At 37.7% G+C, this 16,443-nt stretch carries 13 protein-coding genes; 5 read left to right on the top strand and 8 right to left on the bottom strand.

The window, feature by feature from the left end:
• Positions 1-2 precede the first annotated feature (2 nt).
• From glpK to DEU39_RS15805, 5 genes are all read left to right on the top strand, one after another.
• Positions 3-1,499: a glycerol kinase GlpK gene (gene glpK, locus DEU39_RS15825; RefSeq protein WP_120232590.1), complete on the top strand. Its 1,497-nt coding sequence runs from the start codon at positions 3-5 to the stop codon at positions 1,497-1,499.
• Between the two features lie 23 nt (positions 1,500-1,522).
• Positions 1,523-2,254 (top strand): MIP/aquaporin family protein, encoded by a 732-nt coding sequence (locus DEU39_RS15820; RefSeq protein WP_120232589.1) that lies wholly within the window; start codon positions 1,523-1,525, stop codon positions 2,252-2,254.
• Positions 2,255-2,259: 5 nt separating this feature from the next.
• On the top strand, positions 2,260-3,072 hold the full coding sequence (locus DEU39_RS15815) for a hypothetical protein (RefSeq protein WP_120232588.1): 813 nt from the start codon (positions 2,260-2,262) through the stop codon (positions 3,070-3,072).
• Between the two features lie 162 nt (positions 3,073-3,234).
• The gene (locus DEU39_RS15810; protein ID WP_120232587.1) at positions 3,235-3,657 is read left to right on the top strand and encodes a hypothetical protein; all 423 of its coding nucleotides are present in this window, start codon (positions 3,235-3,237) and stop codon (positions 3,655-3,657) included.
• A 227-nt stretch (positions 3,658-3,884) separates the two neighbouring features.
• On the top strand, positions 3,885-4,862 hold the full coding sequence (locus DEU39_RS15805; RefSeq protein ID WP_120232586.1) for a hypothetical protein: 978 nt from the start codon (positions 3,885-3,887) through the stop codon (positions 4,860-4,862).
• A gap of 2,361 nt (positions 4,863-7,223) precedes the next feature.
• Here the strand turns inward: DEU39_RS15805 and DEU39_RS24830 are convergent.
• The 8 genes from DEU39_RS24830 to rpsG all read right to left on the bottom strand — a co-directional run bounded on the left by DEU39_RS24830 (position 7,224) and on the right by rpsG (position 16,438).
• Positions 7,224-7,376, bottom strand: a complete 153-nt coding sequence (locus tag DEU39_RS24830; protein ID WP_082798777.1) for a hypothetical protein — start codon at positions 7,374-7,376, stop codon at positions 7,224-7,226.
• A gap of 342 nt (positions 7,377-7,718) precedes the next feature.
• Positions 7,719-9,947: a zinc-dependent metalloprotease gene (locus tag DEU39_RS15795; RefSeq protein ID WP_120232585.1), complete on the bottom strand. Its 2,229-nt coding sequence runs from the start codon at positions 9,945-9,947 to the stop codon at positions 7,719-7,721.
• Positions 9,948-10,089: 142 nt separating this feature from the next.
• Entirely contained in the window at positions 10,090-10,596 is a 507-nt protein-coding gene (locus DEU39_RS15790; protein ID WP_394361131.1) for a low affinity iron permease family protein, read from the bottom strand.
• A gap of 126 nt (positions 10,597-10,722) precedes the next feature.
• Entirely contained in the window at positions 10,723-11,010 is a 288-nt protein-coding gene (locus DEU39_RS15785) for a hypothetical protein (protein ID WP_120232584.1), read from the bottom strand.
• 10 nt (positions 11,011-11,020) lie between these two features.
• The gene (locus DEU39_RS15780; RefSeq protein ID WP_120232656.1) at positions 11,021-13,192 is read right to left on the bottom strand and encodes a TonB-dependent siderophore receptor; all 2,172 of its coding nucleotides are present in this window, start codon (positions 13,190-13,192) and stop codon (positions 11,021-11,023) included.
• Between the two features lie 323 nt (positions 13,193-13,515).
• A complete protein-coding gene (gene rpsJ, locus DEU39_RS15775; RefSeq protein ID WP_002661363.1) occupies positions 13,516-13,821 on the bottom strand; it encodes a 30S ribosomal protein S10 in 306 nt (101 codons plus the stop codon).
• A 16-nt stretch (positions 13,822-13,837) separates the two neighbouring features.
• The gene (fusA, locus tag DEU39_RS15770; protein WP_120232583.1) at positions 13,838-15,955 is read right to left on the bottom strand and encodes an elongation factor G; all 2,118 of its coding nucleotides are present in this window, start codon (positions 15,953-15,955) and stop codon (positions 13,838-13,840) included.
• 6 nt (positions 15,956-15,961) lie between these two features.
• On the bottom strand, positions 15,962-16,438 hold the full coding sequence (gene rpsG, locus DEU39_RS15765; RefSeq protein ID WP_062673583.1) for a 30S ribosomal protein S7: 477 nt from the start codon (positions 16,436-16,438) through the stop codon (positions 15,962-15,964).
• Between the last annotated feature and the right edge of the window lie 5 nt (positions 16,439-16,443).

Below are 16,443 nucleotides of genomic sequence, written 5' to 3'. Positions count from 1 at the left end.
ACATGAATGAAAAACTAATTCTCGCTCTAGACCAGGGAACAACTTCCTCCAGAGCGATTCTCTTCAATCACAGTGGAGAAATAGAATATGTATCTCAAAAAGATTTCAGACAAATATTTCCTACTCCGGGTTGGGTAGAACACGATCCAAACGAAATCTGGTCTTCACAGATCTCTGTAGCAGCCGAAGTTATTGCAAAAGCCGGAATCTCCGGATTGGAAGTTGCCGCTATCGGGATTACCAACCAACGTGAAACTACCATTGTTTGGGATAAGGAAACCGGCGAACCTATCTACAATGCTATTGTATGGCAGGACCGAAGAACTTCAAAATACTGCGACGAACTGAAAGATCAGGGACATGCAGAAACCATCAAGGAAAAAACAGGATTGGTTCTGGACGCTTACTTTTCAGCGACCAAGCTGAAATGGATTCTTGATAATATAGAAGGAGCAAGACAGAAAGCCGAAGAGGGAAAATTATGTTTCGGAACTGTTGATACATGGCTTGTATGGAAACTGACTCGTGGAAAAATGTTTATCACAGATGTTTCCAATGCCAGCAGAACAATGCTTCTTAATATTCATACTTTAGAATGGGATAATGATTTATTAGAATTATTTGACATTCCTAAAAACATTCTCCCTGAAGTCAAGCAAAGCAGTGAAATATATGGAGAAACAGCAACTACCCTTTTCTCTACCAAAATTCCAATCGCGGGTATTGCCGGCGATCAGCAGGCTGCCTTATTCGGACAGATGTGTACCACTCCGGGAATGGTGAAAAATACTTACGGAACAGGATGTTTCTTATTAATGAACACAGGAACGGAAGCTGTTTCTTCTAAGAACAATCTTCTCACTACTGTGGCGTGGAAGATCAATGGAGAAGTAAATTATGCACTGGAAGGAAGTGTATTCGTAGGAGGCGCTGCTATTCAATGGCTAAGAGATGGTCTTAAGCTTATACGTTCTTCTGAAGAAGTAAACAAACTGGCAGCTTCTGTACCAGATAATGGTGGTGTTTACTTCGTACCTGCACTGACAGGTCTTGGCGCGCCTTACTGGGATCAGTATGCCCGCGGAACCATTGTAGGAATTACCAGAGGAACTACCGATGCACACATTGCAAGAGCAACATTGGAGGGGATTGCATTTCAGGTATATGAAATTGTAAAAGCAATGGAAGCAGATTCAGGAAGAGCAAGTCTTGAATTAAGAGTAGACGGTGGTGCTTCTGCAAGTGATCTTCTGATGCAGATCCAGTCTGACTTATTTGGATTTAAAATAACAAGACCAAAGACATTGGAAACTACCGCTCTTGGAGCAGCCTACCTTGCAGGACTTGCAGTAGGATACTGGAAAAGTATTGACGAAATCCAGGAGCAATGGATTGTAGACAAAGACTTCCACCCTCAATTAAACAGAGAACAAGTGGATAAAATGACCCACTTCTGGAAGAAAGCGGTAAAAAGCGCTCAAAGCTGGATAGAAGATTAATTCACCCATCAAAAAAAACTTATATGACCCCATTTATTGCAGAAGTTATCGGAACGATGCTTCTTATATTGTTAGGCAACGGTGTTGTAGCCAATGTTGTCTTAAAAGATACGAAAGGAAATAATTCCGGATGGATTGTTATTACTACCGCATGGGCACTGGCCGTATTTGTGGGAGTAACCGTTGCAGGGCCAATAAGTGGGGCCCATCTGAATCCGGCTGTAACCATTGGTCTTGCGACAGCAGGAAAGTTTTCGTGGGACCTGGTTCCCTCTTATATTGCAGCCCAAATGATTGGAGGAATGCTGGGTGCATTTTTAGTGTGGCTGTTTCATAAAGATCATTTTGCCATTACAGAAGATGAAGGAGCAAAACTGGCATGTTTCAGTACAGGCCCGGCTATCAGAAAAACATCTTCCAACCTTATCAGTGAGATCATCGGAACGTTTGTACTGGTATTCTGTGTCTTCTACTTTGCAGATCCAAGTATTTCTTTACAGGCAGACCCAACAGCTAAAGTAGGATTAGGTTCTATTGGAGCCATTCCCGTTACGTTTGTAGTGTGGGCAATTGGTTTATCTCTTGGAGGAACTACAGGCTATGCCATTAACCCGGCAAGAGATCTTGCCCCAAGAATTATGCATGCCATTTTGCCTGTAAAAGGCAGCAGTGACTGGAGCTATGCGTGGATTCCTGTAGTAGGTCCGATTACCGGAGCTATTATCGCAGCAATATTATATGGATTTTTAAAATAAAACACATGATGAGAAAAATCTTAAAAGGGATCTTCTTTCTTGTTTTAGGAACAGGAAAACTACTTTCACAGGAAAGTGCTGAAGCCAAGGAATCCAAAGAAGGAAGACTTGATTTTACAGCCAACATTCAGAATAATCATTTATGGAGAGGTCTTATCATTACTGATAAACCTGTTGTAATGGGAAATCTGTCGTATGCCCTGGATGCAGAGAAAAAATGGAAGGTAGGAATCTGGGGAGCATCTGCACTGGCGGATGACAAAGACAACACTCATTATAAAGAGATCAATTATTATATTCAATATTCTGACGGACGTTTTTATATCGGGCTATGGGATCTTTACAACTCCCGAAACATCAATACTGCAGTGGCTGCTGATGATATCTTCAGCTATTCACAAAGAAGAACTGCTCATATTATTGATTTAAGGACCAACTATACTTTCGGACCATCATTCCCAATCAATATTGAGGCTGATATCATGCTGTATGGAGGTGCCAATGCAGGAGAAGTAATTCTGGAAGCTGATGGAAGTTACAAAAAGAACAGATATTCTACTTATGTACAGGCAAGTTATCCTGTTATTAAGGGACAGAAAGTCAATCTGGATGCATTTGTAGGAGCCGGGTTTGCCCTCAACGACAAAACCTTTTTGTATGGCAATGGCAAAAACAGCTTTGACATTGTAAACGTAGGCCTAAAGGCCGGAAAGGTTGTTAAGATTACCGATTATTACAGCCTTCAGGTATCCATGATGGCGATGTGGAATCCATCCAATAAGTTTGCAAGGATTCAGCTTGCGGCAACCGTTTTTTAATCTGATTTTAACTCATTATAGAAAGCCACTCCCAAAAGAAGTGGCTTTATTGTTATAAAAAACTTTCAGTGAAAGAGATTTTGTACAACACATCTTTTAAACAACCGTGTTTTTACGGTGAATGTTTTTGCTTAAAAATCTTTACTTTTGAAAAAAATATCTATGAAAAAGTTTTTCAGTATAATGATTCTGTGCATCAGTATTTTTACGTGGGCACAGCAGACAGAACTTCCTTTTATCGGATACAGAGCTTTTGATATCATGAAAGGATATAGCGGCACAGGTACTCCTCATTATTATCTGGATGTAAAAAATAATGGTGATGTATATTTTGGATATGTCCAGATCAATCAGGCTAGCGGAGAAGAAACCACGGAAGAAATCAATGCAGGGAAATATGCTCCTAATAAGGTCATGAAAGTGGTCTTTAAAAAATATGAGGAAACGTTTTTCCTGAAATTTGATAAAGATAAAATCTACCTTACCGATGAAAAGGGAAATGTTAAAAACCTTGAAGGCTGCTGCTCATCTTCTGACAGCATCAATAAAGAAACCTGTACCTGCGAAAGCGAATTTTTTAAGTAGTACAATAATATATAGAGAGAAGCCACTCCATCAGGGGTGGTTTTCTTGTTGTTGGGAGACCACCACGTAATTGTAAAAAGGTACTACTGTAATTTGCCGTGAGCAAAAACTTTATACATTTGTAACGCCTCACCTTCACATCATTGGCTTTCATTTGTTCAATCACCGGGATTTTACGGTTTATATTCTGCCAAAATATCTTTAATTTTGAAGGGTGATTTGCACCAATGAAACATTTAAAAATTTTATTTCTATTTCTTCTTTTCCTTATTGTATCATGCAGCAGGAAAGAGAATCATCCTTACACATTTTATTACTGGAAAACCAGACTGAATCTTGACAATACAGAAAAGAAAGCATTAGATAAAGCAACAGTTCCTTATTTGTACACCAGATTCTTTGATGTAGATAAGGTGAATGGGAAATTTCAACCTGTTGCAGTAATCACCAAAGCCCCAAGTTTTCAGACAAACAAACAGATTGTTCCTACGGTTTTCATTACCAACCAGACATTGCTGGGCATTTCTGCAGATGAGATCAGATTTCTGGCAGAAAGCATTTATCTTTTAATTCAGAAGAAAGCAGAAGAATATCAACTGAAAACCAACAATGAAATTCAAATTGACTGTGACTGGACCGCCGGTACACGAAATGATTATTTTAAATTTCTGAAAGAACTCAAAAGAATTTCCGGAAAAGAAATTACCTGCACCCTTCGTCTTCATCAGGTGAAAGATAAAAAGCAGACCGGAATTCCTCCCGTAGGAAAAGTATATCTGATGTGCTACTCTACTTCATCACCTCTTGAAAACTCCGATAAAAATTCTATCCTGGATGTGAATATTCTGAAAAGTTATCTTTCGAAAATAGAAGATTATCCGATCAAAAATGTTGAAGTGGCACTTCCCATTTATTCATGGGGAATTGTTACCAATCATTTAGGAAAACACAGACTTATTAATGCCTTATCGAAAAGAGATCTGGAAAACTCCAGTTTCAAAAAAATTTCAGATCACGAAATTGAAGTCATGAAAGACGGATTCTACTTCGGAAGTTATTTGAATAAAGGTTTCAAAATAAAGGCAGAAGAAATCTCCGAAGAACAGCTTAACGATGTCATTGTATTTTTACAGAAAAAAATCCCGCATTTTAATATTATTTATTATCAATTAGATAGTAAATTTGTTTCAGACCGGAAATTTTAATCTCTTAGAGATAGAGGCATACTTGCCAGAGCACTACCATCATACAATATTAAAACTAAAAAAACACTACACACCCTATGAAAAAGTATATTCTTTCACTTGCGGTCGTATCACTTTTCTATACACAATCTGACGCCTGTGCGTGGTCAGATCCTGATTATGATTACTTCAACCTTTTTACGCAAACCATCATCAAAGACAAGGCTTATCTTCCCTTCCTGCACAATTATTCAAGCAGATTTTATGGAGGATATAACTCAGCATTGATTCCTGATGACAATGTGGAAACCTGGAAGAAGTTTTTCAACAATCAGCTGAGCTATTCTGAAACTCAGAATCTGGTGTATAAGATGAGTATGAACGACCTGAATGCTTTAAAGAACGGAAATCCAACCAACCCTCTTTTACAAAAACTAGGCACCGGATTTTACCAGAAATATAAGGAAGGTATTGATTATTTGATTGAAGCCAAATATCTTGAGCCTTATATGAGCATCAATTATATAGAAAGTGAAAACTCATTCTATTACGACAGGGATGCCAACAGAAAAAATGCTACTGCTCTTGATTACCATAAAACAATTGCAGCCTTAACCTCTCTGTACAATGCAGCAAGAAATCCGGAAATCAAACAGCGTTACGGATATCAGCTGGTACGTCTGAATCATTATACAAGAAATTACGATTCTGCAGTACAGGCTTTCAAAACGTATGTAGAGCCTATCAAATTAAAAGGAACGGTGTACTTCATGTCTCTGGACCAATTGGCAGGAGCACAAAGAGGACTGGAAATGAACAGTGATGCCAACTGGAACTTCTTCCAGGTATTCATGAACAGCAAAGACCGTAAGGAATCTGCATTTGTTTCGATGAAGCTTTCCGACACGGCCTCTTTCAGCAATATCATGAAAAGAGCCAATACGAATGAAGAAAAAAATATGGCTTACTTCCTTTTAGGCTATGAAGACTTCAACAATCCTATTCCGATGATGGAAAAGATGTATGAAATCAATCCAGATTCCGAGATTCTGAAGGTAATGGCTGCCAGAAGTATCAACGAGCTTGAAAGAAGCTATCTGCCTACCTATTACTACACTTCAGAGGCTCAAAAAGCAACAACGAAGGAAAATTCAACGGATAACACCTCAAAAGGTACATCTGCAGATTCAACCAAAACTGAGGTGAAAGAAGAAAAGCTTTCTTTCTGGCAGAAAATTGTAAGGTTCTTCAAAAATCTTTTCGGTGGTTCCAAATCTGATAAAAAAGGTGACAATGCCAAGGCAGACCAAAGTGATGATGAGCTGTTCAGCAATCCGGACAGAATTCCATTCTATAACAGAACAGGGTATTATTACGATGAAAAAACACAGGACTTCCTTAACGACCTGGAAAAATTCACAAACAAAACAAAAGAAAAGTCTAAGGATGAATACTGGCAGATTGCAGATGCTTATCTTAAGTTTTTAAAGAAAGACTATAAAGAAAGTTCTGAAATTCTTAATGGCATTAAAACGGCCAATCCGGAATATCTGGAGGAAATCAAAAGGATGAAAGTTCTGAATGATATCGTTTCCCAGCCGAAAATTGATGCAGACTATGAAGACCATCTGATGAAAGATTATGCAGAATACTTTGTAGAGAAAAAGGTAGAGAAAGATACAGCCACTACAGATAATTTCGATTATTATGGTGAAGTACCTTCTACAGCAGATTTCCTTAAAGATGTCATTGCGAACCGTTATTTTCTCCAGGGAGAGGATGGAAAGTCATTCCTGATGAACAATAAACTTTCAGATCTGCAGTACAATCCGAATTCCAGTTTGGTAAAAAGCGTGGAAGAGTTTTACAGAAAGCCTGATAAAACCCAATTTGAGCAGCACATTATTGCCAAAAATATGGACAGCGTAGGTAATATTGATGCCTTCTTTAATACCATTTATGGAGACAGAGCCATGAGACTTGCCGATTTTGAAAAAGCAAAAGCGTATTATGAAAAAGCAAAAAGTTTTGCGGGTATTCCAAGACAAAATTATGAATGGACAGAAAAGAATGGGCAAACCATCACTCCAAAACAATATGCTCCTTCAGAATATAATGGATTTAAAAATATTTCAAATCTCGTATTCGGACATAATGTGTGGGAAAGTTTCGGAAGTGCTGACACTGAAAGTATGAAAGCAGAAAACTATACTGATTTCCCTTTCATCAAAACAAGAATGGACAAACTTGAGCTGGCAGATGCATTGATTCAATTGAAAAAGATCGGAAACGGTACGGGTGAAAAAGCGGCAAAAGCCAATCAGCTTATCGGAAACTTATTGTACAATACTTCTATTTTAGGATATTATCGTCAATTATTTGTTATGGATATCGACAACAGCAACGGAGGTAAATATGATTTCTGGAATACAGACAGAAAGAATCCTTACAAGTATTACTACAAAAACTTCCTTGATACTTCTTATATTGAACCTGATAATTTTGACCTGTCAATAAACTATTATCAAAAAGCACTTAAGCTTTCCAGTAATAAAGAGGAAAAAGCAAGAATCTTATTCCAGATGGCAAGTGCTGAACAGGGCAAGTATTACCAGTATGAAGCGAAAGCACCAAAAGACTTTGATTATTCTGATCCAAAATGGTCTGAAAAAGAAGATGCCAGACAAAAGGAAATGGACAACCTTAAAAACCAAAAATACAGAACCTATTTTGCTCAGTTGAAAGCTCAGTATTCTGATACTGAAACGACGAAGAACTTAATGGGAAGCTGTAGTTATTTCAACTATTTTATGAGATAGTATAAACCATAAAAAAACCTCTGAGTGATCAGAGGTTTTTATTTGATTGTTAACCGGATTATTTTTTTACAAACTTAGTGGTACTCTTTTCTTCTTTATTGGTAATAGTAATAAAGTAGATTCCTTTCACAAGAGTTCTTACATTAATTTTGCCTTCTCCTATTGTTCCTTTTGCAATCAACTGGCCTGGAGCATTAAAAATTTCATAAGAAGCACTGGAAGAGACATTCATCACATTCAATACATCTTCTACAGGGTTTGGATAGATTTTAACAGATTTCACATTTTCTCCTTCAGAAACTGCCAGTAGACTGGACACGGTAGCCTGCTTCACGGCATAGAAAACATTTCCGATTGCTGAAACTCTCAAGTGAATTGTTTTTCCGGCTAAAGATGCAGGGATGAAAACGTTTGCCGATCCGCTATTCGGAACTGATGCAGCAAGGACATTCCAGGATGCTCCCGCATCTTCTGTATAATCAATTTTTACATTAGCTACATTATATGGAGCAGCTGTTGTTCCGGAAACAGTCCATGCAATTGCAGAGTTCACATTAGGTGTCAATGATGTTGTGTTTACAGTAAATGCCGCTGCAGAACCTACTACAACAGTTTGTGTAGCATAAGCAGTCTGAGCCTGTCCTCCTGGTTTGTTATCTCTTACTGTCACGCGGAAGTTAGTCGTTCTTGCTACCGTACTTGCAGCTTCAAAATCTGTTGTATTTTTTACAGCTCCTCCCAATACGGTTGCCAGCTTAGGGAAATATCTGGTAGGACTTGTGGTAGGCGCCCAGGATCTAAAGTTTGCTCCAGATGATGTACTACCTATAGCTGAAGCGCCATTACCTGTACCTGCCGCTTTACCAATACCATCAGCTAATAAACTGGAATTGACCTGTTCCCAGCAATAAGTCATTGCATCTCCATCAGGATCCGTTGCTGATGCTGTCAAGACAAATGCTGTGGATTTAGGAATGGTATAGGTTGTATTCATTGCGGTTACAACAGGAGGATTATTGGTGATTGGTGTTTCTACATCAACAGTTACTGCAGCAAGATTAGTCTGTACCTGATCAATACTTACAGTATGGAAATAAGCATCAGAATTTTGCTGAACATCTGTATTGTTACCTGTAATTCCGGCATAGCCCATAATTGTAGATCCCGATCCTGGTTCCACACATACGCCTGTTCCTTCATTAAAACTGTAGGTATGATTGTCTCCCAATTGATGCCCTATTTCATGAGCTACATAATCTATGTCAAAAGTATCTCCCATTGGGACACTATTTGCTGGCGAGGTAAACCCACTTCCTTTATAGTTACTTGGAGAGGGGGAGTTATTACAATCTGGATCAATAGTGGTAGATATATCATTGCTTCCTATACAGCCTATACAGCCTGCATTTCCACCTCCTCCGGAAGCTCCGAACAAGTGACCTATATCAAAATTAGCATCTGTAACCCCATAAGCTCCTCCATGCAATGTATTCATCAGCTCATAATTCCATTTACACATCTGGCTGGAATCACTGTAAGGATCGGTAGCTGCGTTAGTAAATATCAGGTTAGGTGCATCAATCGCATTGACATGAAGATTAAATTCTTTTTCAAATACACCGTTTACTCTTGATAAAGTAGCATTGATCTGTGTCAGTGCGCCAGCAACACCACCAAAATAGGCAGTATACTCACCTGTAACAGACATGGCCAATCTTAAGGTATGGAAGGTTTTATTATTTGATTTTGCTGCTGCTCCAGAATTCTTAAGCTTTTCAAGATTAGCCACAGCTTCTTTATCTTCTTTGGTAGAGCAGGCAAATGCATGTCCGCTTTTATTAGTCTTTCCATGTACGGAATAATAAGACTTATCAGATGTTGCAGGTTCTATAAATTCATATTGACCCTCAGCACCAATAATCATAGACTGAAAATCATGGGGAGCAACACTGAATCTAATATATTTAGTAGGATCATCAACGCCAATTCCAACATAGGATCCCAGCTGGTATTTGTTAGCCAAAGTTTCATCCATTACCGGAAAACTACTGACTGTAAATTTCTCAATTTTGCCTTCAAGAGTTGGAATATTAATAGTGATGGGAGAACCTTCACCTATTTTAGGAGCTCTTAGCAGCTGTGTTCTTATCTGGTTAATATCAAGCTTGTAATAAACAGAATGATCACTTTTTTTTATTATTTTCTGCTGAGGCAATCCTCTGCTCCATTGGGCATTCGCGGATATTGCTAACAGGAATATCGGCAAACAAAATAATTTTACTTTCATATGTTTTTTCAATAAAAGTAAATATTTATTAAAACAAACACTAAAAACAAGATTAAAAATTAAAAACAACCACTGAAATCCATAATAACACCAATAAGAGAATTAAAAAAAACCATAATATTCAAAAATATTTAGAAAATTTTTAATTCTGTTTTTTATGTCCCTGTTTCTGTATCCATTCTTCATGTTTTCTTTTAAAGAACTCATATTTGTAATCATGGTTCCTCTGTGCTGCATCAATGGAATGAGACGTATGGATATCCGCATCTTTTTTGGCCAGCTCACCGAGTTTTTCATAGTAGACATGAAGCTGATCCAGCTCTGCTTCTGTAAGATCTTCAATATCCACAATGCGATTGCTTGCTTTTTCGTGAGCCGCAATAAGCTCATTGAGTTTAATCTGTATGGCTTTGGAGTCTTTGTTTTGAGCTTTCTGAATGAGGAATACCATCAGAAAAGTAATGATTGTAGTTCCGGTGTTGATTACCAGCTGCCAGGTTTCAGAATAATTAAAAAAAGGTCCTGTTACTGCCCATATTACTACAATAATAAAGGCTCCTATAAAAGCATATGGACTTCCTGTAAATTTTACAGCCCAGTTTGAAAATTTCTCAAAAAAGCTATGGTTCATTTTTTCCATGGTGATCATCTTATAGATTGATTAAATGTATAAAATTAACAGGAATCAGGAATCATAAATACAAACAAAAACATTAAGACAATAGTACTGTCTTAATGTTTTCTAATTAAAATTGATATGAATGTTTGAAATATATTATTTGATTTTTCCTGAAAAACGGTTTTCAAGGTTTTGTTTTCCTTCCGCTATCATACTCTTTCCGATTTGAGCAGATGAAAATGGTTTTGGATAAAATGTATTATTCCAATGATCCTTCCAGGGAGAAATGTTACCCCATGAGTATATGCTTCTGGGATTTGTGTAATGTTTTTCAATATTTTCCCTGGCTGTTTTCAGTTCTTCTTCGGATAAATGTTCTTCGGAACATGAGCTTAAACCGGCAACGGCAATTAATAATAAGAATACTGTTCTGCTAATTTTCATAATTTTTGTGTTAGAATTTATAGTTTACCTGTACAGCAAAGTTTCTTGGCTGGATCTGATCAATATATCCGCCTCTGAAATAAGAGTTATATCCTACGGAATCAAAAATATTATTGAAGAATCCTCTTAATCCTAATCCATTTTTGAAGGAATATCCTATTTGGGCATCTACCGTAGTATACTGCGGCATGAAAAAAGGTTTTTCTCCAGGCTGGGTTCCATTCACATGACCGTTTTCTGTATTGGTATATTTCTGTTTATAATCATCTACCGGTCTTTCTCCAACAAAATAAATTCCGGCTCCTACGTCAAGACCTGTAAGAATCCCCTTATCGAATTTATAATTCAACCATGCATTAGCAGAATGTTTAGGAGTATTAATAGGTGCTGAACCGTTCACAAATGAAGGACTGTCTTTATACTGTGCATCTACATAGGCCCATCCGGTCATTACCTGTAGGTTGGGAAGAATTTTACCTATCAACTCCACTTCTACACCTTGTCTTTTTAGGTTACCTGCAAGTGCATATTTCCCTGTAGGGTTTCCACCATCAAGAAGTTCATATGATAAATTATCCGTATTGATATCAAAAACGGTTACATTAAATCTCAATCTTTCATTCAGCCAGTCGGACTTAATTCCAGCCTCCCATTGTTTTGTAGTGGAAGCTCCAACAGTTCCACCGGTAAACAATACGTTATTGGAACTTCTCAACGCTGTAGTACTTGTATAGGAACCAAAGATGTTCATATTTTCAATCGGAGAAATCATAATTCCCAATGAAGGGTTCCATGCGTAGTCTTTTTCTTTATCCGAACCGATGAGTCTGCTATAACGAACTCCTAAATGAGCCTTTATATATTTGTTGAACGTAATAACATCCTGTGCCATTAATCCCATAGTAGGAGCTACCGTATTGATTGCATTAGCTGTTGATAAGTCTATATTAACTCCGGCAGGCAGGATATTGTTGATTTCATTCAGAACATTGATCTGGTCAACATCTTTTGCTTTATATGAAGTTGTAGTAACGTTAGATTCTTTCCAGTCAAAACCTACCTGGAAAGTATGTTTCATGAACCCTGTCATTACATCAGCACCAATAAAATCAAATTGAAATACCTTATTTAAATCTTCCCTGTCAGATCTTGTTAATGTTCTGTTACGGAATTCTGTCGGATTATCTCTCTTTAGAGGTGCCAGTGCTGCACCTACAATTTCGGTCTGATAGGATGAGCTCATATAAGCCGCTCTTACCTTCAATTTTTCAGTCAGTTTTCGTGTAACAGTTGTTGAAAAGTTGAATGTTTCAGTCTTTGCTTTATCTGTAGAAAAACCAAGGAATTTTCTACCTGGCATTCTGTATATTGCTTCTGTATCTCCTTTAGCAAGGTTTACAGTTCCTCTATCTGGTGTTGTATTGTTATGCATATAATCCATTTCCACTACAATCTCCGTTTTATCATCCGGACGAATGGCAATAGATGGATTTACATAAATACGTTCTGTATTAATAAATCTTCTGAAGCTGTTATTATTTTGGTAAGCAGCATTTAGTCTCACTGCAACTTTCCCCTGAGAATCTAGTACTCTCTGAAAATCGACTGTTGGTCTATAGAAATCCCAGCTTCCATATCTGAAACCTACATTAGTCTGGTTGATAAATTTGGGTACTTTAGTTACCACATTTATCACTCCACCTGCAGAGCCTAGACCATCCCCTATTCCTTGTGTAACGGCAGCAGAACCTTTAATTATCTGAATACTTTCTATTCCCTGCATATCGGTAAGCATTCCTGCAGTACGGAAATCAGAATCCATCTGGACTCCATTTTTTAAAACGGGTACTCCTCTGTATCCTCTGATAGACATACTTTCTCTGGTCCCTCCATAGCTGCCGAACTGAGTTACTCCCGGAACATTCTTTGCTACATCAGTAACCGTCAGCCCTCCAAGGTCTTCAATTACTTTATGCGAGATTACGGAAATACTCTGAATCTGGTCTCTGGTTTTTAAAGGCAATCTTGTGATTGCTTCCAAACCTTGCGGTTGCTTTTTTCTTTCACCGAATAATTCTACTTCATCAATTTCTTTCGACTTTTTGATAGAATCGTTAACTTTCTGTGCATTTACAAAAACCCCACCCAATACAAGCAGAGAAAAGGATACTACTTTATTCATCTGATAATTTTTTGCAAAATTATTGTTTTTATTAATTCTAAATAAATAAAGCAATGTGACATATGTCACCATGAAAAGCCCAGCCAATATCAGATTATTAACCTAGTTCACAGACTCTTTAAGATCCCCGAATGGATTATCTGTATTATTAAGACAAAACCCATGAAGATCTTTTATCATTATAGAAAGTACAATGCAAAAAAAGCCGATTTGATAAAATACAAACCGGCTCTTCTATTAATTGAGTTTTAAAAGTCATAGTTATAAAAAAATCCGTCCCTGAAAAGGAACGGATTGTATAATCATTGCAAAGTATGCATTTATCACACTTTAATTTCAACGTCTACACCTGAAGGAAGTTCTAATTTCATTAGAGCATCAACAGTCTTAGAAGAAGAAGAGTAGATATCCATTAGTCTCTTGTGAGCTGATAATTGGAACTGCTCTCTTGCTTTCTTGTTTACGTGCGGAGATCTCAACACTGTGAAGATTCTCTTATTCGTTGGTAATGGAATAGGACCGTTTACAACAGCACCAGTAGCCTTTACCGTTTTTACGATTTTCTCAGCAGACTTGTCTACCAAGTTGTAATCGTAAGATTTTAGTTTTATTCTGATTCTTTGTGACATTTCTTTAATTTAAAAATTAACCTTTTGCTTTAGCTATGATTTCTTCAGCAACGTTTTGTGGAGTAGCCTGGTACTTCTCTAATTCCATAGAAGAAGTAGCTCTTCCTGATGAAAGTGTTCTTAGAGTAGTTACATATCCAAACATTTCAGAAAGTGGAACAGAACCTTTGATTACAACAGCTCCATTTTTCTCTTCCTGACCACTGATAGTACCTCTTCTCTTGTTAAGGTCACCAATGATGTTACCCATATATTCTTCCGGAGTTACAACTTCCAGCTTCATAATAGGCTCCATAATTACTGGCTTAGCAGCACGTCCCGCTTCTTTAAATCCTAATTTAGCAGCCATTTCAAATGAAAGAGCATCAGAATCCACCGCGTGGAAAGATCCATCTTTAAGAGTAACTTTAATACCTTCAACTTCGAAACCAGCCAAAGGACCGTTCTTCATTGCAGCTTTAAATCCTTTTTCAATTGCAGGAACAAATTCTCTAGGAACGTTACCACCTTTGATCTCATTGATGAATTCTAAACCAACTTTACCTTCGTCTGCAGGTCCTAGTTCAAATACAATGTCAGCAAATTTACCTTTACCACCAGATTGTTTTTTGTAAACTTCTCTGTGTTGAGCAACTTTTGTTAAGTTTTCTTTGTACTCTACCTGAGGTTGTCCCTGGTTTACTTCAACCTTGAACTCTCTCTTCATACGGTCAACAATGATATCTAAGTGAAGCTCACCCATACCAGAGATGATCGTTTGTCCAGAAGCTTCGTCAGTTCTAACAGTAAACGTAGGATCTTCTTCAGCCAATTTAGCTAAAGCGTTACCCATTTTATCCTGGTCAGCTTTAGTTTTAGGCTCTACAGCGATACCAATTACCGGATCAGGGAAAACCATCGATTCAAGAACGATTGGGTTTTTCTCATCACACATCGTATCACCAGTTTTGATAGACTTGAATCCTACCGCTGCACCAATATCACCAGCTTCAATATATTCTACCGGGTTTTGCTTGTTAGCGTGCATCTGATAGATTCTTGAGATTCTTTCTTTATCTCCTGAACGAGAGTTCAAGATGTAAGAACCTGCATCAAGTCTTCCAGAGTAAGCTCTGAAGAATGCTAATCTTCCCACGAACGGGTCAGTAGCAATCTTAAATGCTAAAGCTGCGAAAGGCTCATCTACAGATGGTTTTCTTGTAATTTCAGCGTCTGTTCTCGGATCAGTACCTTTGATATCATCTTTATCCAATGGAGAAGGCAAGTATTTACATACTGCATCCAACATAAACTGTACTCCTTTATTCTTGAATGAAGAACCACAAGTCATTGGGATAATAGATAAATCGATAGTAGCAGCTCTCAATGCAGCATTGATTTCTTCTTCTGTAATTGAATCCGGATCTTCGAAGAATTTCTCCATCAAAGTTTCGTCATACTCAGAAACAGCTTCTACTAGTTTTTCTCTATATTCAAGAACTTCATCTTTCATATCTTCAGGAATTGGCACTACTTCGAAAGTAGCTCCTTGTCCTGCTTCATCCCAGATGATCGCTCTGTTTTTAATTAAGTCAACAACTCCTTTGAAATCTTCTTCAGCACCGATTGGTAAAACGATTGGAACTGCGTTAGATCCTAACATTTCTTTAACCTGGTTTACCACGTTAAGGAAGTCAGCACCTTGTCTGTCCATTTTGTTTACGAATCCCATTCTTGCAACTTTGTAGTTGTCAGCAAGTCTCCAGTTTGTTTCAGACTGAGGCTCTACTCCATCTACTGCAGAGAATAAGAATACCAATCCATCCAATACTCTTAAAGATCTGTTTACCTCTACTGTGAAGTCAACGTGTCCCGGTGTATCAATGATGTTGAAGTGGTAAGGTTTAGTTTCTGGTAAAGCTTTTCCTTGATCTGTTGGAAAGTTCCAAGAACAAGTGGTAGCTGCAGAAGTAATAGTAATACCTCTTTCTGCTTCCTGCTCCATCCAGTCCATTGTAGAAGCACCATCGTGAACCTCTCCAATTTTGTGGTTTACCCCTGTATAGAATAGAATCCTTTCTGTAGTGGTAGTCTTACCTGCATCAATGTGAGCAGCGATACCAATATTTCTTGTAAATTTAAGATCTCTTCCCATTTCAGATTAGAATTTGAAGTGTGAGAAAGCCTTGTTAGCTTCCGCCATTTTGTGAGTATCAGATTTCTTTTTGAAAGCAGCACCTTCTTCTCTTGAAGCAGCTACAACTTCGTTAGCTAATTTCAAAGCCATAGACTTATCATTTCTAGCTTTAGAATACTTGATTAACCATTTCATTGCCATAGAAATCTTTCTATCAGCTCTGATTGGCATAGGGATCTGGAAATTAGCTCCACCTACTCTTCTAGAACGTACTTCTACGTGAGGCATTACATTTGTAAGTGCATCTTTCCAGATTTCAAGTGCAGTTTTTTCGTTATCTCCTTTTTTAGTTTCTACGATATCTAATGCATCATAGAAAATTTTAAATGCGATTGACTTCTTACCGTCAAGCATTAAGTTGTTTACGAATCTCGTTACCAATTGATCATTAAATTTCGGATCTGGTAACAACGGTCTTTTTTTCGCTTTTGTCTTTCTCATTGCTT

Origin of the sequence: Chryseobacterium sp. AG363, assembly GCF_003610675.1 — a bacterium.
Taxonomy (GTDB): Bacteria; Bacteroidota; Bacteroidia; order Flavobacteriales; family Weeksellaceae; genus Chryseobacterium; species Chryseobacterium cucumeris.
This window is presented reverse-complemented; position numbering and strand designations above follow the sequence as displayed.

What these genes read in the sequence shown, in the direction of transcription:
- DEU39_RS15815 (WP_120232588.1), top strand. Translation starts at nt 2,260, where the DNA reads ATGATGAGAAAAATCTTAAAAGGGATCTTCTTTCTTGTTTTAGGAACA.
- fusA (WP_120232583.1), bottom strand. Translation starts at nt 15,955, where the DNA reads ATGGGAAGAGATCTTAAATTTACAAGAAATATTGGTATCGCTGCTCAC.
- DEU39_RS15780 (WP_120232656.1), bottom strand. Translation starts at nt 13,192, where the DNA reads ATGAATAAAGTAGTATCCTTTTCTCTGCTTGTATTGGGTGGGGTTTTT.
- DEU39_RS15790 (WP_394361131.1), bottom strand. Translation starts at nt 10,596, where the DNA reads ATGATCACCATGGAAAAAATGAACCATAGCTTTTTTGAGAAATTTTCA.
- glpK (WP_120232590.1), top strand. Translation starts at nt 3, where the DNA reads ATGAATGAAAAACTAATTCTCGCTCTAGACCAGGGAACAACTTCCTCC.
- DEU39_RS15820 (WP_120232589.1), top strand. Translation starts at nt 1,523, where the DNA reads ATGACCCCATTTATTGCAGAAGTTATCGGAACGATGCTTCTTATATTG.
- DEU39_RS15810 (WP_120232587.1), top strand. Translation starts at nt 3,235, where the DNA reads ATGAAAAAGTTTTTCAGTATAATGATTCTGTGCATCAGTATTTTTACG.
- DEU39_RS15795 (WP_120232585.1), bottom strand. Translation starts at nt 9,947, where the DNA reads ATGAAAGTAAAATTATTTTGTTTGCCGATATTCCTGTTAGCAATATCC.
- rpsJ (WP_002661363.1), bottom strand. Translation starts at nt 13,821, where the DNA reads ATGTCACAAAGAATCAGAATAAAACTAAAATCTTACGATTACAACTTG.
- DEU39_RS15805 (WP_120232586.1), top strand. Translation starts at nt 3,885, where the DNA reads ATGAAACATTTAAAAATTTTATTTCTATTTCTTCTTTTCCTTATTGTA.
- rpsG (WP_062673583.1), bottom strand. Translation starts at nt 16,438, where the DNA reads ATGAGAAAGACAAAAGCGAAAAAAAGACCGTTGTTACCAGATCCGAAA.
- DEU39_RS15785 (WP_120232584.1), bottom strand. Translation starts at nt 11,010, where the DNA reads ATGAAAATTAGCAGAACAGTATTCTTATTATTAATTGCCGTTGCCGGT.